A 21,963-nucleotide genomic window follows, 5' to 3' on the forward strand; every position below is an offset into this window, starting at 1 on the left:
TAAGCTTGCGAGTCTCAAGCTCGAAAACTGCCGGGGAGGCGGGAGTGCAGAATTTAATCGTAGAGCCGTTGACGCCAGGCCGATGGGACGATTTCGAGGCGTTATTTGGGCCAAGCGGCGCCTGCTATGGTTGTTGGTGTACCTATTTCCGCGTCCCGACATCGCAGCGCAAGACGATGGATGCGGCAGCAAAGAAGCAGTTGATCGAGGAACGCATCGCGGTAGGGCCGCCGCCCGGGCTTCTAGGCTATATCGACGGGCAGCCGATTGCCTGGGTGCAGGTCGGTCCACGTACCGAGCTGCCGCAATGGAATTCGCCGAAAACAGTGTCGCGTCCGCTCGATCCCGCCGATGCGGAAGACAGCTCGGTCTGGGCGGTGAGCTGTTTCTTCATAAATTCGAAGGATCGCGGCAAGGGACACAGCCATCGCATGTTGTCGGAGGCCGTGAATTTCGCCCGTGCGTCCGGCGCGCGGCTGCTGGAAGGCTGTCCGATCGAGCGTACGAAACAGTCGAAATCCGTCGGCCTCTACGTCGGCTCGCAGCGCATATTCGAGGCGGCCGGATTTTCGGAAGTTGCGAAGCGCAAGGATGGCAGGCCTCTGATGCGCTTCGTGTTCTGAGGGTGGTTTGGGCGGCGTCAGCGCGTGATATGGGCCTGGATCAGCGGCGCTGCCTGGCTCCATTCGTTGGCTTCGGGAATGCCCGTCGGCGCCGCAGGCGCCATGCGATGAACGATGGAATCAGGCTTCAGATTGATCAGGAGGCACTCCGGAACATGCTCGCTGACCGAATGCAGATTGTGGGCCATGTCATCGACGAAGGCGACGGGCATCTCGCGCCGTCGATGCAGCGAACGCACGATCGGCCCCTTCGGCTGCAGCGACGCGAGCAACGGATAGGCAAGCTCGAGCCTGTCGAGGAGCCGTCGTCTCTGCTCCCAGAACTGCGGCGGCATGGCCGTGAGGAAAACGATGTCAGCGTCTTTCGAGAATTCGCCGAGCGTGTCGACGACGCGATCGAAAGGCGTCTGCCATTGCTCCTGCGCCTCGAAGAAGGCCTCGATCAGCCGGTGAACATCCTTTTCTTCCAGCGCAGAGCCATTGGCCTTGGAGACGATGTTGCCCGTCAGCCGGAAGGAACGCGGCAGGAATTCATGGCCTTCGGCGTCGATGAAGGTCAGGAAGGGCGCAAAGAAGTGCAAGACGACGTCGTCGACATCGCAAACGATCAACGGCCGCTCCTGCAGCCGGATATGCGACACGTCGAATTCGATCGGGGCATCCATGATCAGTATTCTCCAGAGGCAAGGCCGGGCGGCGAGAAATGTACCGACGCGGCAGCGACGGCCTCCGGCGGAATGCCGCTGGCCTCGCAGAAGGCCAGCAATGTCGGTTCGTGGTTCATGAGGAAATCGAGCATGCCGGCAAGAAAGGCGGGCTCGTTGATGGCGTTGCGTACCTGTGCCGGCTCCACGCCCGTCAGTGCCAAGAAGCGGCCGAACATATCCGGTTCATTGGCCAGCCAGCCGAGTGCGGCGATCGCAGTCTCTTGCGGGTCGGCCGCGCTCTTCTTCGGGTTCTTGAAGTTACTTTGCATTTTGAAGGGTGAGTTACCTATTTTTCAACCAAATGCCGGTAGTTTGCGATTCAACTATTTCTGGAATCGGTTCCTCGCGACCCTATATTTCGAGAGAATGGATGCAATACCGGATGCAGGGACAGCTTTCCATGCCTAAGCAGGTAATGATTGTAGAAGACAATGAGCTGAATATGAAGCTCTTTCGCGATCTGATCGAGGCTTCCGGCTACACGACGATCCAGACCCGCAACGGCATGGAAGCGCTCGATCTCGCGCGCAAGCATCGCCCGGACCTGATTCTCATGGATATCCAGCTGCCGGAGGTTTCCGGCCTGGAAGTCACCAAATGGCTGAAGGAAGACGACGATCTGCACGTGATCCCCGTGATCGCGGTCACCGCCTTCGCCATGAAGGGCGATGAGGAGCGCATTCGCCAGGGCGGTTGCGAGGCCTATGTTTCGAAGCCGATTTCGGTGCCGAAATTCATTGAGACCATAAAGACCTATCTGGGCGACGCCTGATGATGGGGAAGAGCTGATGACCGCACGCATTCTGGTAGTCGACGATATTCCGGCCAATGTGAAGCTTCTGGAAGCGCGGCTGCTTGCCGAATACTTCGAAGTGCTGACAGCCGAAGACGGCTTGAAGGCGCTCGCCATCTGCGCGAATACGCAGGTCGATCTCATCCTTCTCGATATTATGATGCCCGGCATGGACGGTTTTGAGGTGTGCGAACGCCTGAAGTCCGATCCTCGCACCGCCCACATCCCTGTCGTCATGGTGACGGCGCTCGATCAGCCCGCCGACCGTGTGCGCGGCCTCAAAGCCGGTGCCGACGATTTCCTGACCAAGCCCGTCAACGACCTGCAGCTCATCTCGCGCGTCAAGAGCCTGCTTCGCCTCAAGACGTTGAGCGACGAGCTGCATATGCGCAACGAGACCGCGCGCAATTTCGGTATCGATGATCTGATGCGGGCTGGCGACGGCCGCGCCGAGGAAACCGGTCAGGTACTACTGGTCGACGGCCGCGCCAATTCGCAGGAGCGCATAATCCGCACGCTCAAGCCGATTGCCCAGGTCGTCGCGATGTCCGATCCGCAGGCCGCTCTGTTCGAGGCCGCCGAACGGCCATTTGAGCTGGTCATCGTCAATTCGAATTTCGACGACTACGACCCGTTGCGGCTTTGCTCGCAGCTTCGTTCGCTGGAGCGCACGCGTTTTCTGCCCGTGCTGCTGGTGACGGAGCAGGGCGCAGACGACATGATCGTCCGCGCGCTGGATCTCGGCGTCAACGATTATATCGTCCGGCCGATCGATCCGAACGAACTCGTCGCACGCTGCCTCACGCAGATACGCCGCAAACGCTACAATGATCGCCTGCGCGCCAGCGTACAGCAGACGATCGAGCTTGCTGTCACCGACGCGCTCACCGGTTTGCATAACAGGCGCTATCTCGACAATCATCTCAAGGTGCTTTTCGACCGCTCCTTGGCGCGGGGCCGGCCTCTCTCGATATTGATTACCGATATCGATCGCTTCAAGACTGTCAACGATACCCATGGTCACGATGCCGGCGATGAAGTTCTCAAGGAATTTGCCGCGAGAATCCGTTCCACGGTGCGCGGCGCAGATCTCGCCTGCCGTTATGGGGGCGAGGAGTTCGTTGTGGTCATGCCGGATACGCCTGCCGATACGGCCGCCGCGGTCGCAGAACGCCTACGCGCTGCGGTAGAAAATATGCCGGTGAAATTACGCGAAAACGGTGTTGCGCTTAACATCACCGCATCCTTCGGAATTTCGTGCCGTTTGGAGACAATCGAGACGCCGGAGCAGTTGATGAAGCAGGCGGACCTTGCGCTTTACGAGGCCAAAAGAGCAGGACGCAACAGGGTTGTCGCTTCAGCGGCCTAGGGATGAATGGTCGAGAAGTGCGGTTACCCATGAATATTGAGGGTATTTTTCAGGTTTTGAACAACAATTCAAAATTTTTTGTTCTTTATCCTGCGGGCATAACCACATAGCGCTGTTTTAAAGAAACGTTGCATACTTATACTTTTGAATTTGGTGGATGCCTTCGCTTTTAGGGTGCTTTTGAAATATTCTTGTTATGCCGACATATAGTTTTGTTTTGTTGATTGCTTGTTGATGAGATGTCCGCTGAAAGGTGATGGATTAACTGAATGTAATTTGTATATTCAAATGCTCTTGAATATCTGTATTCGATCTTTTCTACCAAAGGAGGCGTTATCACTTTATGCTTGATGGTTTCTTGAGTTTATTTCACTAAGACTATCGGACATTCCTTTCCACCAAAGTCATGAATTTTAACCATCCGAGCAGACAAGCATTTTTTATCATTAAGAATTTGTTGATTTTCTTTCGATTTCGCGCGAATTTAGTCCCGTAGATGAACAACCCGCAAGGGTTCCAAGATACCCCATGATGCTCAGGTCCGCCGCATCTCCTGGGTCGTGGGGTCGGTCGGCTGGCAGGCAGAAGATAACGGTTCCTCGTGCCGTTTTGCAGGCTAGCCGGCCCCCAATTTAAAACGCCGCTCTTCGTTCATCGAAGGCGGCGTTTTTCTTTTAGCCGGGCAATTGCAAGCGGCCGGTATTGCAGCAAAATCGAGCAACGCTCGCACAAGCGTCGACAAAACAAAAAAGGCGCCAACCCGAGGGTTAAGCGCCTTTTTGTAACCTGAAGTTTAGGAAACTTACTTGATCTTCGTTTCCTTGAACTCGACGTGCTTCTTAGCGATCGGGTCGTACTTCGTCTTCGTCATCTTGTCCGTCATCGTACGGCTGTTCTTCGTCGTGACGTAGAAGAAACCGGTGTCGGCCGTCGACAGCAGCTTGATCTTGATGGTGGTAGCCTTGGCCATGGTCGTCCTGCCTTTAATAAAAATGAACGCCGTGGACGGCCAGTGCGGAGGTCCACGGCGAATTCTGGCGCGAAAATACAAATCGCGCCCGAAAAGTCAACCTCTGTTGCCCATGAAAAGCAGCCGTATCCCCGAAAGGAAGACATAAAGGCCGAAGAAAAACGCCACAGCCCAGGCAAAGCCGCTGGGATTGGCGAGATCCATGGCGGTGCCGATGGTCGGCGGCCCGAGAACCATGCCGACCGCGTAACAGAAGACGAAGGCCGCATTGGCCGCGACAAGATCGACTCCGGTCAGCCGAGTCCCGAGATGGCTGAGTCCGACCGTATACATGCCCGAAACGCAGCCACCCCAGAAAAGCAGGATGATTGCGAGAATGATCCAGTTCGATGACAGCGATGGCAGCAGGAGCGCGCCGACAAGCCCGATCGTGGCCATGATCGACAAAAGGGGGCGCTTGTCGCGCATGCGGTCGGCAAGCAGACCAAGCGGAATCTGGAAGACGAAATTGCCGACGCCCATGACGGTCAGTAGCAATGCGGCCTGAGACTCGTTGAAGCCGAGACGCGTCGCATAGCTGGTGAAGAGTGATCCGCCGCCGACGGTGACTGCGCCGAACACGAAGACCGCGGCCGTCGCCGTCGGCACCAGGAAGATGTAGCGGACGAAATGCAATTCCGGCTTCTCGTCGACGATCGGGCTTTCGTTGCGGGCGATGAAGATCGGGATGGCGGCTGCCAGGATAATGCAGGCGCCGATGATGAAGGGCATCAAGCCTTCGCTGCCGACAACGGAAAAGAGCAAGGGGCCGGCCGCAAAACCGAGCGAGAAGACGGTGGAATAGAGGCCGAGCACGAAGCCGCGCTTCGAGGGCGGCGAGGCGGCGTTGATCCAGAATTCCGACAGGATGAAAAGGGTCGTGGTCGCACCATGGAAAACGATGCGCAGCGGGAACCATAAAAGCAGGTTCTCCGCATAATAGAAGCCGAGCGAGCTCAAGGCCGACAGGAAGACGGCCCAGATCATCGTCTGCACGACGCCGAAGCGGTGCGCGAGCTTCGTGGTGATGACCGCGGCCAGCATCGAAGCGACGCCCATCATCGCGGTATTGAGCCCGATCAGGCTTGAGGGAACGCCGCGTTTTTCAAGAATGATGCTCAGAAGCGGCAGGCCAAGCCCGATGGCGATGCCGACGGCGGATACAGACGCTATGGCTGCGACGAGCGAAGGCCAGTGAATTTCTTCGACATGGCCGGCCTTGTCGTTCGTCGGTTCAAGCATAAACGGATTCCTGGAGCATGAGACGGTCGAATCGATCCGGACGCGGAACATAGAAAGGCACGGCTCGGCCAAATTCAGGTGACGGGTCGGCTTTCATGAGATCGGTCAAACCCTCCGGAATGGTCCCCTTGACGCGGGGCATGTTCAGACAAGAAATGTTGCCGATGTCAAGCCGTTGCTGATGAACGAGCTCGCGCGAATGGCGAATATCGGTCGAATCGACGACGATTCCCGATAGAAGAGTGTGATGTCGCGAGACAACTTCGGCCATGGGCGCTGGCCGGCTTCGAGGGTGGGCACCTATCGTCACGAACGATCGTTCCCCTGATCCCATTCCTCCGGGCTGTCATCATGGCCGCCGAAGCCATGCATGCGCAGCGCCCATTGCAGGCCGATGACGCCACCTTTAATCGGCTGGATGATGGCAAGCGCCGCGATAACGGTGATCGGCGCCCAGATGGCGAGATGCGCCCAGAGCGGCAGCTTGAAGGTCATGTCCGTCAGCATGTAGCCGCCGACGATGAGATGGCCGAGAACGAGGATCACCAGATAAGGCGGCAGGTCGTCGGCGCGCTGGTGGGAGATATCTTCGTCGCAGACCGCACAACGGTCGACAGGCTTCAGGAAAGCGCGAAAGAGCTTGCCGGTGCCGCAGCGCGGGCAGCGGTTCAGCATGCCGCGGGAAATCGACCGCCCGAGCGGACGTTCGCTCTCGTCTGAACCACCGAAACGGATAGGAGAGTCGGATGGGCTGCCCGTCATGAATACGCTTCCTCCGTGCCGGCAGCCGTCTTCTACCTGCGGCCGCGCGGCGGTCTCGTGCCCGGTGCCTTGCGGGCCTGGTTCTTGTTGCGGCGGGTCGCCTTGTGGAAGGAACGCACCGCCGTCGGCATAGGCTTACCATCGCTCAGCATTTCGAAGCGCAACGCTCCGGCAAGCGGCACAGCTTCCGCCAGCCTCACCGTCACATCGTCGCCGAGGCGATAGCCGAGCCCCGTTCTTTCACCTGTCAGCGCCTGATGCGCCTCGTCATAGATGAAGTAATCGGTGCCGAGCGTAGATATAGGGATGAAACCGTCGGCGCCATAGTCCGGCAGGGTGACAAAGAGTCCCGATTTGGTGACGCCGCCAACGCGCGCCTCGAATTCCGCACCAACCTGACCGGCAAGGTGATGGGCGATCAGCCGATCCACAGTCTCGCGCTCGGCAGCCATGGCGCGGCGCTCGAAGGTCGAGATTTCGGCGGCGATATCGTCGAGCGACGCCTCTTCATCAGGCGTGATCCCGCCTTCGCCGAGGCCAAGCGAGCCGACGAGGGCGCGATGTACGATCAGGTCGGCATAACGGCGGATCGGCGAGGTGAAGTGGGCGTACTTCATCAGGTTGAGGCCAAAGTGTCCGATATTGTCAGGGCTGTAGATCGCCTGGCTCTGCGAGCGCAACACCATTTCGTTGACCATGGTCTGATGCGCCGTACCCTCGGCCTTGGCGAGAATGCCGTTGAAGCTGTTGGCACGCACATTGCCGCCCTTGGCAAGCGATATGCCGAGGGTCGCCAGGAATTCGCGCAGCACTTCCTGCTTGGCGAGCGTCGGCCCGTCATGGATGCGGTAGATCAGCGCTTGCTTGCGCTTCTCCAGCGTCTCGGCGGCAGCGACGTTCGCCTGGATCATCATCTCTTCGATGAGCTTGTGCGCATCGAGGCGTGGCGGCACGACGACGCGATCGACAGTGCCATCCGGCTTCAGCAGAATCTTGCGTTCCGGCATGTCGAGCTCAAGCGGCTGACGCCGGTCACGGCCCTTCTTCAAAATCTCATAGGCGTGCCAGAGCGGCTTCAATATCGGCTCCAGCATCGGCCCAGTCTTGTCATCGGGCTTGCCGTCGATCGCCGCCTGCGCCTGCTGGTAGGAAAGCTTGGCCGCACTCTTCATCATGATGCGATGGAAGGTGTGCCCCGCCTTGCGCCCTTCCTTGGAGAAGATCATCCGCACGGCGAGAGCAGGGCGGTCGACGCCTTCCTTCAGCGAGCAGAGATCGTTGGAGATGCGCTCGGGCAGCATCGGCACGACACGGTCGGGGAAATAGACCGAATTGCCGCGCTTCAAGGCTTCGCGGTCGAGCGGCGAGTTCGGGCGCACATACCAGGAGACATCGGCAATGGCGACGGTGACGATCACGCCATCCGGATTGTCGGGCGAGGGGTCCATTTCGGCGTAGACGGCATCGTCATGGTCCTTGGCATCGGCCGGATCGATCGTGATCAGCGGCAGGCTGCGCCAATCCTCGCGGTGCGACATGGTGGCCGGCTTGGCGGCATCGGCCTCCGCAATCACGGGAGCCGGAAACACGTGCGGGATACCGTGCGCGTGAATGGCGATCATCGAGATCGCCTTTTCCGAGGCGACGGAGCCGACCACAGATAGAACCTTGGCGCGAGCAAGACCGAATCGGCCGAGACGGGCCACTTCGACCTCGACCAGATCGCCATCCTTGGCGCCGCCGGTATAATCCGGATCGATCACCATTTCTTCGCCGCGCCGCTCGATCGGCATCAGCCGACCGCCGCCACCGGGTGTCTCGCGGAAGACGCCCATGGAGGCGCCCTGTCGCTTGTCGATGACCTTGATGATGCGGGCCGTATAGGCCGGACCGCCACGATCGACCGCCGGGAAGATCTTGGCGAGAATGCGGTCGCCCATACCGGCGGCCGGGGCCTTGCCCTTGCCGTTACGGCCGGCCGGCGAGGAGGATTGCTTGATCATCACAGCGGGTGCGACGCCATTTTCCTCAGCCCATTCGGCTGGGCGGCCGATCAGTATGCCATCCTTGTCGCGGGTGGTGATATCGAGGACGGCGATCGGCGGCAACGCGCCGGGGCGGATGAGCGACTTGCGGCTCTTCTGCACCATGCCTTCTTGCTCGAGCTCGCGCAGCAATTCCTTCAGCGCGACGCGGCTCTCGCCCTTCAGGCCGAAGGCCTTGGCCAGTTCGCGCTTGGAAGCCTGCTGCGGGTGGTCGGCGATAAAGCGGAGAAGCACCTCGCGCGGCGGCAATTCGCCATGGACGATAGCCATCATCGGCTCGGCGTCACCGCCTGCCTTGCCGGCGCGGCCGGGTTTGCCGGAACGACGTTCCGACGATGGATTCCTGCCGCGCGGTTCTCTGCTCACTCTGCACTCTTCTTTTTCGCTGCCGTCTTGGCCGCAGGCTTCTTTGCAGCGGCCTTCGGCTTGGCGGTCGTTTTCGTCGCCTTGGTGCCGGCTGCCGCGGTCTTCGCTTTGGCAGGCGCCTTCTTGGTAGAGCCGCCGCTCTTGCCGGCCTTGGCGGCAATCAAGGCGAGAGCTTCCTCGACGGTGATTGCCTGAGGGTCCGTGCCCTTGGGCAGCGTCGCGTTGACCTTGCCCCAGTTGACATAGGGGCCGTATTTGCCGTCACGAACGGTAATCACGCCGCCGCCATCCGGATGCTCGCCGAGCTCCTTCAGTGCTGCCGGCGTGCCGCCGCGTGCCTTGCCGCCGGCAGCCTTGCTCTGCTTTTCGGCAATCAGCGTCACCGCGCGGTTCAGGCCGACGGTAAAGACATCCTCGACGCTTTCGAGATTGGCATAGCCGCCGTCATGTAGCAGGAAAGGTCCATAGCGGCCGATGCCGGAAGAGATCATCTTGCCGGTTTCCGGATGCTTGCCGATATCGCGTGGCAGCGAGATCAGCGCCATGGCCTTCTCGTAATCGATGTCCTCGGGCTTCCAGCCGCGCGGCAGCGAAGCACGCTTGGCGTCCTTGCCATCGCCGCGCTGGATATAGGGACCGAAGCGCCCCGAACGCAGCGTCAGCTCTTCGCCTGTTACCGGATCGGCGCCGAGCGCCTTCGGCTCGTTCAACCCGTTGGATTCCGCCTCAACGCCACCTTCCGACGAAAGCTGGCGGGTGTAGTTGCACTCCGGATAGTTCGAGCAGCCGACGAAGGCGCCGTATTTGCCGAGCTTCAGCGACAGGTTACCCGTGCCACAGACCTGGCAGATACGCGGATCGCTGCCGTCTTCGCGCTTCGGGAAGACGAGTGGCGCCAGCGCGTCGTTCAGGGCATCGAGCACGTTGGTGACGCGCAGTTCCTTGGTGTCTTCGATCTGGGCGAAGAAATCGCGCCAGAAGTCGCGCAGCACGTCCTTCCAGTTCAGCTCGCCGGCGGAAATACGGTCGAGCTTCTCTTCCAGATCGGCGGTGAAATCATATTCGACGTATTTGGTGAAGAAGCTTTCGAGGAAAGCCGTCACCAGCCGGCCCTTGGCCTGTGGCAAAAGCTTGCGCTTGTCGATGGTCACATAGTCGCGGTCGCGCAGCGTCGCGAGCGTCGCCGCATAGGTGGAGGGGCGGCCGATGCCGAGCTCTTCCATCTTCTTGATCAGCGACGCTTCCGAATAGCGCGGCGGCGGTTCGGTGAAGTGCTGGGTCGAGTTGATCTTCTGCTTGGCGAGATTTTCGCGGGCATTGATTTCAGGCAGACGGCCGCCTTCCTCGCTGTCGTCGCTCTGTTCGCCGTCTTCCTTCTGGTCTGTATAGGCGGCGATGAAACCATCGAAGCGGATGACGGAGCCCACGGCGCGCAGACCGGCCTTCTTGCCGGCGTTGTCGGCGAGGATCTCGACGGTCGTGCGCTCAATTTCGGCCGAAGCCATCTGGCTGGCGATGCCGCGCTTCCAGATCAGGTCGTAGAGCCTCAGCTGGTCGTCATCGAGGAACTTGCGAATGCGATCCGGCACGCGGTCGAAATCGGTCGGGCGGATCGCTTCGTGCGCTTCCTGGGCATTCTTTGCCTTGGTGGAATAGAAGCGCGCCTTTTCTGGCAGGTAGCGGTCGCCGAACTGGTTGGCGATGGCGCGGCGTGCCGCATCGATCGCTTCCGGCGCCATCTGCACGCCATCGGTACGCATATAGGTGATGAGACCAACGGTTTCGCCGCCGATATCGACGCCTTCATAAAGCTTCTGTGCCACCTGCATGGTGCGCGAAGCCGAGAAGCCGAGCTTCGAGGAGGCGGCCTGCTGTAGCGTCGAGGTGGTGAAGGGCGGGCTCGGATTGCGCTTGACCGGCTTTGCCTCGACCGTGTCGACGACGTAGGAGGCGCCTTCCAGCAGGGCCTTCAGCTTGCCGGCTTCCTCGCCGTTGCCGATCGCACGCGGCTGCAGGCGCTTGCCGTCGGCGGAAACCAGACGAGCTTCGAATTCATCGCCGCGCGGCGTCTTCAGGAGCGCCGAAAGGTTCCAGTATTCTTCCGAGATGAAGCGTTCGATCTCGGACTCACGATCGCAGACGAGACGAAGGGCGACGGACTGCACGCGGCCGGCCGAGCGGGCACCCGGCAGCTTGCGCCACAGAACCGGGGACAGATTGAAGCCGACGAGATAGTCGAGGGCGCGGCGGGCGAGATAGGCGTCCACCAGCGGCACGTCGATGTCGCGCGGCTCGGCCATGGCGTCGAGAACGGCCTTCTTGGTGATGGCATTGAAGACGACGCGCTTCACCGGCTTACCGTTGATCACGCGCTTCTTGTTCAAAAGGTCGAGCACATGCCAGGAAATGGCTTCACCCTCGCGATCCGGGTCGGTCGCGAGAATCAGGCCGTCGGAGGATTTCATCGCGTCGGCGATGTCCTTGATGCGCTTTTGCGAGGCACCATCGACTTCCCACAGCATTTCGAAATCCTGGTCCGGCAGCACCGAACCGTCTTTGGCGGGCAGGTCACGCACATGGCCGAAGGATGCAAGAACCTTATATCCGGGTCCCAGATATTTATTGATTGTCTTGGCCTTGGCAGGCGATTCCACCACTACAACGTTCATCATCAAGTCTCTGAATACGAGGTCGCGCCGGTATAAGACGCGGGAGATACCGGGTTTTTCCGTCTTCCCGGCCTTCCGACATGGACAGGGAAATCGTCGCGGTCAAGAGGCGAAGGCGATTTTTGCGCTTGGCGCGACGATGCGATGCTTAGAATTGGTACGCGTGTCACAGTTTTCAATCCAGCATGGAGATCGACACCAGTCCGCCGGGATGGCGATGCAGCCGGCCGGCCATATCCAATTCCAGAAGAACCGAATGGATTGCCGATATCGGCAGGCCGGTGTGCCGGACGATATCGTCGATTTCGACCGGTGTCGGACCCAGCGCATCGACAATGTGGTCGCGCTCGGCATCATCGGGCGGTGTCGAGAGCGGCTTGCTCCTTTCGACAGGTGCTTCCTTGGGCCTCGGGCGGAAGAGATCCGGCTCGGCGAGCGGCCTCAGCGCCTCGACAATATCATCGGGCCGCGTCACGATCATTGCACCGTCTTTCAGCAGGCCGTTGGTGCCTTCGCAGCGCGGATCGAGCGGCGAGCCTGGAACGGCAAAGACGAGCCTGCCGAATTCACCGGCAAGCCTGGCCGTGATCAGCGAGCCGGAGCGCGTTGCCGCTTCGACGATCACGACGCCGAGCGATATGCCTGCGATCAGGCGGTTGCGGCGCGGAAAGTCGCGCGCCCGTGGCTCCCAGCCAAAGGGCATTTCGCTGACGGCGAGCCCGTTGCCGTCCCATATCTCGTTGAGCAGGTCGATATTCTCGGGCGGATAGGGCTGGTCGAGGCCACCCGCCAGTGCGGCGATGGTGCCGGTTGCAAGGCTGGCGCGGTGGGCTGCCGTATCGATGCCGCGCGCCAGGCCGGAAACCACGGCATAGCCGGCTTCACCGCAGGCGCGCGCAATCATCGCGGTGAATTTGGCGCCGCTGATCGAAGCGTTTCGCGAGCCGACCATGCCGATTGCCGGCCGTCTCGCTGCCGGCATGCTGCCCTTGACCGCAAGCAGCGGTGGGGCGCCGTCGATTTCGCGAAGGGCAGGGGGATAATCCGGTTCGCCGATACCGACGAAGCGCGCGCCAAAGCGATGCGCCGCCTCTAGCTCCCGCAGGGCATCGCGCTCGTCGGCAATTCGGATGGCGCGCATTGCGCCGCCGCGCTGAGAAAGCTCGGGTAATGCGGCAAGCGCCGTTTCGGCGGAGCCGTAATGATTGACGAGATCGCGGAAGGTCGATGGGCCGACATTGTCGGAGCGGATGAGCCTGAGCCAGGCGATTCTTTGTTTTTCGGTCAGCGCAACTCCGGTCCGTCTTGCGCTGCCTGCGTCCATTATCCCTTTGCTCCGATCTTGCCTTCCGTTCCCGCGGTCAGCCTGGCGATATTGGCCCTGTGCTTGTACCAGGAGATGACGGTCATCAGCGCCATGACGGCGGCGATCTTGTCGACGCCCAATATCCACAATACAACCGGGATGACAAGGGTTGCAACCAGTGCGGACAGCGAGGAGTAGCGGGTGGTAAAGGCGATCGCCAGCCAGACGATGGCGAAAATCAATGCCATCAGCGGTGCGAGACCTAACAGGATGCCGAGATAGGTCGCGACACCCTTGCCGCCCTTGAAGCCGATCCAGACCGGGAAGATGTGGCCGATGAAGGCCGCGAAGCCTGCAAGCACGCCGGCATCTTCGCCGAAGAAATGCGCGGTGATAAGAACAGCGGCCGTACCCTTGAAGGCATCGAGCAGCAGGGTTGCGGCCGCAAGCCCCTTATGGCCGGTGCGCAGCACATTGGTCGCGCCGATATTGCCCGAGCCGATGTTGCGCACATCGCCGAGCCCGGCCATGCGGGTCAGGAGAAGGCCGAAGGGGATCGAGCCAAGCAGATAGCCAATGACGACGGCGGCCAGCGCGGTCTGCAGGGTAAGCTGCCAAGTCCAGAAATCAGCCATCACGTCTTATTCTCCGTAAACCCTTAGGTCCGCCCTAGAGACTGTGAACCAGCGTGCCGGCGACATAGGTTGCCACCGCCCGGCCGCTCATTCTTGCATCTTCGAAGGGCGTATTCTTCGAGCGCGACAGAAGCATGTCTTTGGCGACAAGCCAAGGCTCGTCAAGATCAACAAGCGCGATATCGGCCTTGGCACCGGGCTTCAGTGTGCCGGCGGGCAGCCCGAAGATCTGCGCCGGCCGCGTCGACAGCGCATCGACAAGCCGCATCAGGCTGACCTGGCCGCTGTGATAGAGCCGGAGTGCGGCCGGAAGCAGCGTTTCCAGGCCGACGGCACCATCTTCAGCCTCACCAAACGGCAGGCGTTTCGTATCGACATCCTGCGGATCATGCGAGGAGACGATGATGTCGATCGTGCCGTCTGCCAGCGCGTCGATCATGCCTGTGCGATCGTCCTCGGAGCGTAGCGGCGGGTAGAGCTTGAAGAAGGTCCGGTATTCGCCGATGTCGTTCTCGTTCAGCGCAAGATTGTTGATCGAGATGCCGCAGGTGACTTTGGCGCCGCGCGAGCGGGCAAGGCGGATCGCCTCGGCCGATTCCGGCACGGAGATCATCGCCGCATGATAGTGGCTGCGCGTCAGCGTCGCGATGCGGAGGTCGCGCTCCAGAGGAATCAGCTCGGCCTCTTTTGGAATGCCAGACAGGCCGAGCCAGCTCGCCAGCAGGCCCTCATGCATGACGCCGTTTGCGCCGAGATATTTGTCGCGCGTTTCGCAGGAAATCACTGCGCCGAATTCGCGCGCATAGGTCATGATGCGGCGGAGAACCTGACTGTCGTGGACGCTGGAATGCGCGTCGGTAAAGACAACCGCGCCGGCCTCCCTGAGCAGGCCGATTTCCGTCATTTCCTCACCGGCAAGTCCCTTGGTGAGAGCCGCTGCCGGATAGACATTGACGACTGCCGTGTCGCGCGCCGTCTTCCTGACGAACTCGACCAGGGCGATATCGTCGATGACCGGATCCGTGTCCGGCATCATGATGAAGGAGGTGACGCCGCCGGCTGCCGCTGCACGGCTGGCGGAGGCAATCGTTTCGCGATGTTCGCCGCCGGGCTCGCCGACATGGACGCGCACATCGACCAGGCCGGGGATGGCGACGAGGTCGCTGCAATCGCGAACGGTCGCGCCCTTCGAAGCGGCGGACGCCTTAGCATCCTTGCCGGAAGCAACGATCATGCCGTCTTCGACAATGATCGCACCGATCTCATCAAGGTTGCGGGAGGGATCGATGATGCGGACGTTCTGGAGGATGATCGAGTTGCTCATGCGCCCACTCCGTCGGTGCGAGGCCCTTGGTTTTGCGAAACGAGCAGCGTCTCCATCACGGCCATGCGTACGGCGACGCCCATCTCCACCTGTTCGGCGATGACGCTTTGCGGGCCGTCGGCCACTTCGGAGGCGATTTCGACCCCGCGGTTCATCGGTCCCGGATGCATGACAAGCGCATCCTCCTTGGCGGCCTTGAGGGTCTCAGCGTCCAGACCGTAGAAGTGATAATATTCACGCACCGAAGGCACGAAGGCGCCGGACATGCGCTCGCGCTGCAGCCGCAGCATCATGACAACGTCGGCGTCCTTCAGACCTTCTTTCATCGAATGAAAGACCTCGACGCCCATGTCGGCAATGCCGGCCGGCAGGAGCGTGGCGGGTGCGACGACGCGGACGCGCGCGCCCATGGCATTCAGAAGCAGGATGTTGGAGCGCGCCACGCGCGAATGCAGCACGTCGCCGCAGATGGCCACGATGATGCGCGAGAGCTTGCCTTTGGCGCGACGGATCGTCAGCGCGTCGAGCAGGGCTTGTGTCGGATGCTCGTGCTGTCCGTCGCCGGCATTGACGACCGAGCAGGAGACTTTCTGTGCCAAGAGCGCGGCGGCACCCGCGCTCGAATGGCGGATGACCAGCACGTCTGGCCGCATGGCGTTCAGCGTCATCGCCGTATCGATCAGCGTCTCGCCTTTTTTCACGGAGGAATTGCCGACCGACATGTTCATCACATCGGCGCCAAGCCGTTTGCCGGCAAGCTCGAAAGATGATTGCGTGCGCGTCGATGCTTCGAAGAAGAGATTGATCTGCGTCAGGCCGCGAAGCGTCGACGTCTTTTTCTCGCGCTGGCGGCTGATCTTGACCGCCTCGTCAGCCTTGTCGAGAAGATAGGTGATATCCTGCTCGGTGAGGCCCTTGATGCCAATGAGGTGGCGGTGGGGAAAGAAGACCATGAACCTGCCCTCTGGATTTCGTCAGGCGGTCTATAAAGAGGGAGCGTCGATGGGGCAAGCGGGGGTGTGCGCCGAGCGCATTTGTTCCCCATGCAATTTCGCCCGAATCCCGCTACAGGAGCTATGCCGGTGGGAGCCGTAACTTCCAGTTTCCCTTTGCAACCTACTTGCTCTACAAGCGATTCATGACCCAACCGACCCGGACTGACGACCCCTTTGCCGACCTGAACCAGCCGAGCCTCTGGACCGGCATCAATGCCTATCGGTCCGATCCGCTGATCGTCGATCTCACCTCCGGCCTGCCGCGTTCGATACGGGATGAGCTGGAGCAGCATGGTCGTTTCGTCACCTCGCACGAGGCGCAGGAACTGGCGCGCATGGCAAATCAGGGCACGCCGCAGCTGCGCACCCATGGCCCGCGCGGCGAACGTCTTGATGTCGTCGAATTCCACCCGGCCTGGCATGCGCTGATGCGCCGATCCATGGCGATGGGCCTGCATTCCTCGATCTGGGATGCGCAGGCCGATCCCGAGGCAAGGGGCCAGTCGCATAAGGTGCGCGCCGCCCGCTTCTATCTGACGGCCCAGCTCGAATGCGGCCATCTCTGCCCCCTCACGATGACCAGCGCTTCCGTCGCAGCGATGATGGCGTCGCCTGCCGTGCAGAAGGATTGGGCGCCGAAGATCCTCTCGCGCAAATATGATTCCTCCAACAAGCCCGCCATGCAGAAGAGTGCCGTCACCATCGGCATGGGCATGACGGAAAAGCAGGGCGGCACGGATGTGCGTGCCAACAAGACGAGTGCCGACAAGGTCAGCGAAGGAATCTACCGGCTTTCGGGCCACAAGTGGTTCATGTCGGCGCCGATGAGCGATGCCTTCATCATGCTTGCCCAGACCAAGGACGGCATGGGCTGCTTCCTGGTACCGCGGCTGCTCGAGGATGGTTCCGCCAACGGCCTGCACTTCCAGAGGCTCAAGGACAAGCTCGGCAACCGCTCGAATGCCTCTTCCGAAGTCGAGTTCACCGATACGTTCGGCTTCCTGCTCGGCACGCCCGACGGCGGCATCCGCACGATCCTCGACATGGTGACGCTGACGCGGCTCGATTGCGCGCTGGCATCCGCCGGCATCATGCGGGCGTCCCTGGCCGAAGCCGTGCATCATGCGCGCGGCCGCAGCGTCTTCGGCAAGATGCTGGTCAATCAGCCGATCATGACGCGCGTGCTCGCCGATATGGCGCTCGATGTCGCCGCTGCGACCGCGCTCGCCTTCCGTCTGGCCGAAGCCTTCGACAAGGCCAGCGGCAGCAGCGAGGATGCGGCCTATGCCCGCGTCATGACGCCGGTTGCCAAATACTGGTGCTGCAAGATCGCGCCGGCGCTGATCTACGAAGCCATGGAGTGCATCGGCGGCAGCGGCTATATCGAGGAGCGTCCGATCGCCCGCCATTACCGCGAGGCCCCTGTCAATGCGATCTGGGAAGGCTCCGGCAACGTTATGGCGCTTGATGTGCTGCGCGTTCTCAACCGCGGCAAGGACCTGTTCGAGACCGTCTTTGCCGGTCTTGCGAGGGATCTCGGCCCGGCGGGCAAGAAGACCATCGATGTCCTGCGCGCGGCCATGGCGCTTTGCGAGCAGGATGAGGGCGCCGCCCGCTTGCTGGTCGAGCAGATGGCGCTCGCTGCCGGTGCCGCCGAGCTTTATCGCCTCGGCGCCGGCAAGATTGCTGATGCCTTCATCGAAACGCGTCTGGCCGGCGGCTGGCGCGCCACCTACGGCATGCTCGATTCCCGCTTCGATGCCAGCTACATCGTAGATCTTCTTTATCCGCCGGCCACCTAGAACTGCGCTGGCGCTCCCGACGCGGCATCCTTGATTGATGCGATACCAATAATTATTATCTATTGGTATCGGCAGAGGAATGCTTCATGGCTCGCAACACATCTATTTCGCTGGGTGATCATTTCAGCGCCTTCATCGAAACTCAGATAAAGACAGGCCGTTATGGCTCTGCCAGTGATGTTGTTCGCGCGGGCCTGCGCCTGCTCGAAGAACACGAGGCAAAGGTTAGGGCTCTGCAGGATGCATTGATCGCCGGGGAAGAATCCGGGGAGGTTGCTTCCTTCGATAACGCCGCATTCCTCAAGCGAATGCACGCGACCTATGGTGAATAGGCCTCGCAAGTACGCTCTGTCTCCGCTTGCGGTTGCTGATCTTGAAGGTATCTGGCGATATACGGTCGAGAACTGGTCGGTAAGGCAAGCCGAGATCTACCACGCTGAAATCGTTGCAGCTTTCGAGGGGGTAGCGTCCGGTCAGAAAATTGGTCGCGCTACTGATATCCGCGACGGCATATTTCAAATATGCCGTCGGCTCCCATGTGATCTACTATCTCTTGCGGGATGCAGAGATCGCCGTCATCCGCATATTGCATCGGCGGATGGATGTCGGCCGGCACCTTTGAAGAGGTATCTGCAGTTTTGATCGATGTGGCCACCCGCAATTTTTACGCCCGCCTCCAGAGGTGCTTATGATCAATCTTCGCCCGGTTCTCCCCGAGGATATCGATCAGCTCTATGCCATCTCGCTCCTGACCGGCGATGCCGGCAAGGATGCGACGCCGCTTCACCGCGATGGCCACCTGATCGGACACATCTATTCCGCGCCCTACGTCGTGCTTCATCCTGAACTGGTGTTCGTCGCCGAGGATGATGAAGGTGTTTTCGGTTATATCGCCGGTGCCTTCGATACGATTGCCTTCGACGAGCGGCTGGAGCGTGAATGGTGGCCGCATCTGCGGCAGCGCTATTCAGATCCGGAAGGTGATCCGGCGTTGTGGGACGCCGATCAGAAACGCATATCGGCGATCCACCATCCGAAGCTGGCGCCGGCTATCCTTATCGAGCGCTTCCCTGCCCATATTCACATGAATCTCCTGCCGCGAGCCCAGGGTAAGGGCATAGGAACCGCGCTTCTCGATCGCTGGGTGACAAATGCCCGCGCTAATGGCGTCAAAGGCATCCATCTTGGCGCCAATGCCGGCAATCATGGCGGCATCCGGTTCTGGTCGTCCCGCGGCTTTGTTCCTGTCGAGCTTCCGTCGGGGCTGGCACCCGAAACCACAGTGTGGTTTGGTCAGTTTCTCTAATCTGTGGATTCGTCGGCTTTGATCCGCTTGGGTTCGGCGACCTTGTTGTTTGAGGCGGCTCGGCTTGCTATTCACCGCTCGGTGACAGATTGGAGTCGAGTCGATGGCCCCCGCAAACGCTGCCGTTAAAATCCCCTTGGAAATGCCTGCCGTGGAAAAGCGCGTGCGCAATCGTGCCGCGACCCAGCAAGCGATCCTCGATGCTGCCAAGCGGCTGCTGGCGGAGGAGGGGTTCCAGAATTTCGGCATCAATGCGGTTGCCCGCGGTGCTGGCTGCGACAAGCAGCTGATCTACCGTTACTACGGCGGCTTGAACGGCCTTGTGGAAGCGATCGGCGCTGATCTCGGCAGCTGGGTCACCGATCGCATTCCCGACGATACCGGCGGCATGTTCCTTTTGACCTATGGCGATCTGATGGAGCGGCTTTCGCTGCTATTTCTCGAAGCCTTGCGCGCCGATCCCCTCATGCGCCGCATCGTCGCCTGGGAGGTCTCCGAAAACAGCGAGCAGGTGCGCCGGCTGTCCGAGGCGCGCTCCAAAGCGCTTGCCGGCTGGATCGAACGCATGCGCGGCTCGCTGGTGCCGCCCAAGGGCGTCGATGCCCAGGCGGTCAATGCCATGATCTTTGCTGCCATTCAGCACATCGTCCTAGCCGCAGCCGTCAGCGACCAATGCGCCGGTCTTGCCCTGAAAAACGGCAAGGACTGGGAGAAGGCGGCAACCGCCTTGAAGCGGATCGTGCGCGGCGTTTACGGCTGATATCGGCCATCGGGCAGGGGATATCCACAGGCCCGCTCCGCCGTTAACCTTAACAAATGGTTTACATTGCGCCGTAGCGGTTAACTCGTCACTGTTAGAAGACGATTAGTTAACCATCAAGCGTGCTGTCATGGGGTTGAGACCCGCTAAATTAGTGTTTCTCGTTACGGCGGTGATGTTCTTTGCCGTGCTCGCACTAGATATCACGCTGCCGGCAATGGTGTTGAGCGCCATGGCGCTGTCGAACTGGCTCGTCCTTTCGGCTGGCACGACGCAATATCCGCGTCGAAGAGGTACCGCATGAAGTGGTTGTTGATTTGCTGGGCCGCCCCCGTCTCGTTTCTCGGGGCATGGTATTATTTGTCGTATTACGACATGAGCTTCGGCATCTTCATGCTGACGCGGCAGATGCACGATCTGGTCTTCGATATCTACGGCAAGATCCTCGGCATTCCGCCCGAGACCATTCCGCCGCTGGTGGCGCGTGCCATCGCTTTCGACAGCCTGCTGGTCTTTGCAATCTACGGCTTTCGCCGCCGGGCAGCCATCATCGGATGGTGGAAGCGCCGTCAGGAGGCGTCCGGATCGAGCAAGGCGGCCCTGCCGAGGGCCGACAGCCTGTCCAAGGCCCCTTGAAGAATGAAGCTTGCCGCCGCCGAGTCGATGCGCTCGGCGCGCTTGGCACGCGAGACATCCATTTCCAGCAGCGCTCGCTCGGCGGCAACCGTCGAAAGCCGCTCGTCCCAGAAGATAAAGGGAAGGGCGGTCTTTTCCGACATGCTGCGCACGAAGGCGCGGGTTGCCTGAACGCGCGGTCCGGCAGAGCCATCCATATTCATCGGGAGCCCTATGACGAAGGCCGCGACCTTTTCCTTCCCGGCGAAGGCGAGCAAGGTTTCGGCATCCTGCGTGAACTTCACCCGCTTGATCACCGGGCGCGGCGTGGCAAAGCGCCGCCCGAGATCGGACATGGCAAGCCCGATCGTCTTCGTGCCGAGGTCGAGGCCGGCAATCGGCTGACCGGGCAGGAGCATCACGGCTAGATCTTCGATGGTCAGCGTCGTCATCAGGGTCTTGCTCCTGTCAAAACAAATTGAAGTCCTAACCGCTTTTCTTTGTTGCGGTTTGAGATATTTCCTAGACACCAGCCTTCCATTTCAAATCAAGTCATAAGGAGAAATCCAATGAAGATCACCTGGCTCGGCCACTCCGCTTTTCGCATTGAAACGGCCACGGCAAAAATATTGATCGATCCTTTCCTGACCTATAATCCTTCCTTTGCCGCCGCCGGCCTCAACATCAAGGATGCCGCCGCCGGTGTGACCCATATCCTGCTGACGCACGGCCATGCCGACCATGTCGGCGATGCGGTTCAGATCGCCAAGGACACCGGCGCGGTCGTTCTCGCCAATGCCGATCTTGCCTCCTGGCTCAGCACCAAGGGTGTGGAGAAGCTGGAAATGGGCAATACCGGCGGCACCGTCGGCCTCGGCGGCTTCTCGGCCACCTTCACCAATGCGCTGCATTCTTCCGCCCAGATCACCGAGGATGGCGTTTCCCACGCGCTTGGCAATCCAAACGGGCTGATGCTGCATTTCGATGACGAGCCGACGCTGTTCCATATGGGCGATACTGACATCTTCTCGGATATGGCCCTCATCAACGAGCTGCATCAGCCCGATATCGGCATCCTGCCGATCGGCGACCGCTTTACGATGGGCGGGGCCGTGGCCGCACTTGCCTGCCAGCGCTTCTTCAACTTCAAGACCGCCATTCCCTGCCATTACGGTACGTTCCCGATCATCGACCAGACCCCGGAAAAGTTCATTGCCGGCATGGAAGGCTCGAAGACCGCGGTTGCCGCACCGAAGGTGGGCGAGAGCGTTTCTGCCTGACGATACCCGTTGCGTATGGCGGGCATGGTCTTTATAGCGATAGGAAAAATCCTATCCGGAGAGTGCCATGTCCGTCGATCTCGCCACTGTCAAACGCGTCGCCCATCTCGCCCGCATCGCCGTCAATGAAGACGAAGCGCAGCGGATGATGGGCGAGCTGAACGGCATTCTCGGCTTCGTCGAGCAGCTCTCCGAAGTGAATGTCGATGGCGTCGAGGCCATGACCTCGGTTACGCCGATGGCAATGAAGAAGCGTAGCGACGAAGTCACGGACGGCAACAAGGCCGCCGACATCGTCGCCAATGCGCCGAATACCGATCAGAATTTCTTCCTGGTGCCCAAAGTCGTCGAATAA

The 21,963-nt window shown here is 60.5% G+C and carries 24 protein-coding genes and 1 pseudogene; 12 read left to right on the forward strand and 13 right to left on the reverse strand.

The genetic code is table 11. The annotated features are described in order from the left end of the window. Window positions 1-44 precede the first annotated feature (44 nt). Window positions 45-623 carry a GNAT family N-acetyltransferase gene (locus GA0061103_RS11295; RefSeq protein ID WP_092710965.1) on the forward strand — a complete coding sequence of 193 codons (579 nt, stop codon included), beginning with the start codon at window positions 45-47 and terminating at the stop codon, window positions 621-623. Window positions 624-640: 17 nt separating this feature from the next. Here the strand turns inward: GA0061103_RS11295 and GA0061103_RS11300 are convergent, their stop codons facing one another. Together GA0061103_RS11300 and GA0061103_RS11305 are read right to left on the reverse strand one after the other, a co-directional pair. After that, entirely contained in the window at window positions 641-1,288 is a 648-nt protein-coding gene (locus tag GA0061103_RS11300) for a hypothetical protein (protein WP_092710968.1), read from the reverse strand. Between the two features lie 2 nt (window positions 1,289-1,290). Beyond that, window positions 1,291-1,599: a DUF3572 domain-containing protein gene (locus GA0061103_RS11305; RefSeq protein ID WP_092710971.1), complete on the reverse strand. Its 309-nt coding sequence runs from the start codon at window positions 1,597-1,599 to the stop codon at window positions 1,291-1,293. 131 nt (window positions 1,600-1,730) lie between these two features. Between GA0061103_RS11305 and GA0061103_RS11310 the strand changes: the two genes are divergently transcribed. Continuing rightward, window positions 1,731-2,102: a response regulator gene (locus GA0061103_RS11310; protein WP_028754034.1), complete on the forward strand. Its 372-nt coding sequence runs from the start codon at window positions 1,731-1,733 to the stop codon at window positions 2,100-2,102. Window positions 2,103-2,118: 16 nt separating this feature from the next. Continuing rightward, a complete protein-coding gene (locus tag GA0061103_RS11315) occupies window positions 2,119-3,492 on the forward strand; it encodes a PleD family two-component system response regulator (protein WP_092710974.1) in 1,374 nt (457 codons plus the stop codon). A gap of 802 nt (window positions 3,493-4,294) precedes the next feature. Here GA0061103_RS11315 and rpmG read toward each other — a convergent pair. The 10 genes from rpmG to GA0061103_RS11365 all read right to left on the reverse strand — a co-directional run bounded on the left by rpmG (window position 4,295) and on the right by GA0061103_RS11365 (window position 15,803). Continuing rightward, window positions 4,295-4,462, reverse strand: coding sequence for a 50S ribosomal protein L33 (gene rpmG / locus GA0061103_RS11320; protein ID WP_003587245.1), 168 nt, complete (start codon window positions 4,460-4,462; stop codon window positions 4,295-4,297). A gap of 96 nt (window positions 4,463-4,558) precedes the next feature. Continuing rightward, complete coding sequence (locus GA0061103_RS11325; RefSeq protein ID WP_092710977.1) at window positions 4,559-5,743, reverse strand: MFS transporter; 1,185 nt, start codon at window positions 5,741-5,743, stop codon at window positions 4,559-4,561. After that, on the reverse strand, window positions 5,736-6,014 hold the full coding sequence (locus GA0061103_RS11330) for a hypothetical protein (protein WP_092710980.1): 279 nt from the start codon (window positions 6,012-6,014) through the stop codon (window positions 5,736-5,738). Before GA0061103_RS11330 ends, GA0061103_RS11325 begins: the two co-directional genes overlap by 8 nt. Before the next feature lie 35 nt (window positions 6,015-6,049). After that, window positions 6,050-6,505, reverse strand: coding sequence for a DUF983 domain-containing protein (locus GA0061103_RS11335; RefSeq protein WP_092710982.1), 456 nt, complete (start codon window positions 6,503-6,505; stop codon window positions 6,050-6,052). Window positions 6,506-6,537: 32 nt separating this feature from the next. Beyond that, window positions 6,538-8,916: a ribonuclease R gene (rnr, locus tag GA0061103_RS11340; RefSeq protein ID WP_092710985.1), complete on the reverse strand. Its 2,379-nt coding sequence runs from the start codon at window positions 8,914-8,916 to the stop codon at window positions 6,538-6,540. Continuing rightward, on the reverse strand, window positions 8,913-11,585 hold the full coding sequence (topA, locus tag GA0061103_RS11345; RefSeq protein ID WP_092711264.1) for a type I DNA topoisomerase: 2,673 nt from the start codon (window positions 11,583-11,585) through the stop codon (window positions 8,913-8,915). The genes rnr and topA overlap by 4 nt, the downstream gene beginning before the upstream one ends. A gap of 175 nt (window positions 11,586-11,760) precedes the next feature. Continuing rightward, entirely contained in the window at window positions 11,761-12,909 is a 1,149-nt protein-coding gene (dprA, locus tag GA0061103_RS11350; RefSeq protein WP_092710988.1) for a DNA-processing protein DprA, read from the reverse strand. Next, the gene (gene plsY, locus GA0061103_RS11355) at window positions 12,909-13,526 is read right to left on the reverse strand and encodes a glycerol-3-phosphate 1-O-acyltransferase PlsY (RefSeq protein WP_092710991.1); all 618 of its coding nucleotides are present in this window, start codon (window positions 13,524-13,526) and stop codon (window positions 12,909-12,911) included. Before plsY ends, dprA begins: the two co-directional genes overlap by 1 nt. Before the next feature lie 34 nt (window positions 13,527-13,560). Further along, window positions 13,561-14,850, reverse strand: coding sequence for a dihydroorotase (locus GA0061103_RS11360; protein ID WP_092710993.1), 1,290 nt, complete (start codon window positions 14,848-14,850; stop codon window positions 13,561-13,563). Beyond that, window positions 14,847-15,803: an aspartate carbamoyltransferase catalytic subunit gene (locus tag GA0061103_RS11365; protein WP_092710996.1), complete on the reverse strand. Its 957-nt coding sequence runs from the start codon at window positions 15,801-15,803 to the stop codon at window positions 14,847-14,849. The genes GA0061103_RS11360 and GA0061103_RS11365 overlap by 4 nt, the downstream gene beginning before the upstream one ends. 185 nt (window positions 15,804-15,988) lie before the next feature. Between GA0061103_RS11365 and GA0061103_RS11370 the strand changes: the two genes are divergently transcribed. From GA0061103_RS11370 to GA0061103_RS11395, 7 genes and pseudogenes are all read left to right on the forward strand, one after another. Beyond that, a complete protein-coding gene (locus GA0061103_RS11370) occupies window positions 15,989-17,647 on the forward strand; it encodes an acyl-CoA dehydrogenase family protein (RefSeq protein ID WP_092711266.1) in 1,659 nt (552 codons plus the stop codon). 86 nt (window positions 17,648-17,733) lie between these two features. Continuing rightward, window positions 17,734-17,979: a type II toxin-antitoxin system ParD family antitoxin gene (locus GA0061103_RS11375; protein WP_092710999.1), complete on the forward strand. Its 246-nt coding sequence runs from the start codon at window positions 17,734-17,736 to the stop codon at window positions 17,977-17,979. After that, window positions 17,969-18,269, forward strand: a pseudogene (locus GA0061103_RS35610) (type II toxin-antitoxin system RelE/ParE family toxin). The gene GA0061103_RS11375 and the pseudogene GA0061103_RS35610 overlap by 11 nt, the downstream one beginning before the upstream one ends. A 66-nt stretch (window positions 18,270-18,335) precedes the next feature. Next, the gene (locus GA0061103_RS11385; protein ID WP_092711002.1) at window positions 18,336-18,953 is read left to right on the forward strand and encodes a GNAT family N-acetyltransferase; all 618 of its coding nucleotides are present in this window, start codon (window positions 18,336-18,338) and stop codon (window positions 18,951-18,953) included. 103 nt (window positions 18,954-19,056) lie between these two features. After that, window positions 19,057-19,713: a TetR/AcrR family transcriptional regulator gene (locus GA0061103_RS11390; protein WP_092711005.1), complete on the forward strand. Its 657-nt coding sequence runs from the start codon at window positions 19,057-19,059 to the stop codon at window positions 19,711-19,713. A gap of 154 nt (window positions 19,714-19,867) precedes the next feature. Continuing rightward, window positions 19,868-20,017, forward strand: a complete 150-nt coding sequence (locus GA0061103_RS35030) for a hypothetical protein (RefSeq protein ID WP_162747619.1) — start codon at window positions 19,868-19,870, stop codon at window positions 20,015-20,017. Then, window positions 20,014-20,349, forward strand: a complete 336-nt coding sequence (locus GA0061103_RS11395) for a DUF6105 family protein (protein ID WP_092711007.1) — start codon at window positions 20,014-20,016, stop codon at window positions 20,347-20,349. Before GA0061103_RS35030 ends, GA0061103_RS11395 begins: the two co-directional genes overlap by 4 nt. Here the strand turns inward: GA0061103_RS11395 and ruvX are convergent. Beyond that, the gene (gene ruvX / locus GA0061103_RS11400; protein WP_092711009.1) at window positions 20,283-20,780 is read right to left on the reverse strand and encodes a Holliday junction resolvase RuvX; all 498 of its coding nucleotides are present in this window, start codon (window positions 20,778-20,780) and stop codon (window positions 20,283-20,285) included. The genes GA0061103_RS11395 and ruvX overlap by 67 nt on opposite strands. Window positions 20,781-20,897: 117 nt before the next feature. On the opposite strand from ruvX, the gene GA0061103_RS11405 reads away from it, so the two are divergent. Together GA0061103_RS11405 and gatC are read left to right on the forward strand one after the other, a co-directional pair. After that, a complete protein-coding gene (locus GA0061103_RS11405; protein WP_092711012.1) occupies window positions 20,898-21,608 on the forward strand; it encodes a metal-dependent hydrolase in 711 nt (236 codons plus the stop codon). Window positions 21,609-21,675: 67 nt separating this feature from the next. After that, complete coding sequence (gatC, locus tag GA0061103_RS11410; protein WP_092711015.1) at window positions 21,676-21,963, forward strand: Asp-tRNA(Asn)/Glu-tRNA(Gln) amidotransferase subunit GatC; 288 nt, start codon at window positions 21,676-21,678, stop codon at window positions 21,961-21,963.

Origin of the sequence: Martinezella multihospitum, assembly GCF_900094585.1 — a bacterium.
Taxonomy (GTDB): domain Bacteria; phylum Pseudomonadota; class Alphaproteobacteria; order Rhizobiales; family Rhizobiaceae; genus Rhizobium; species Rhizobium multihospitium.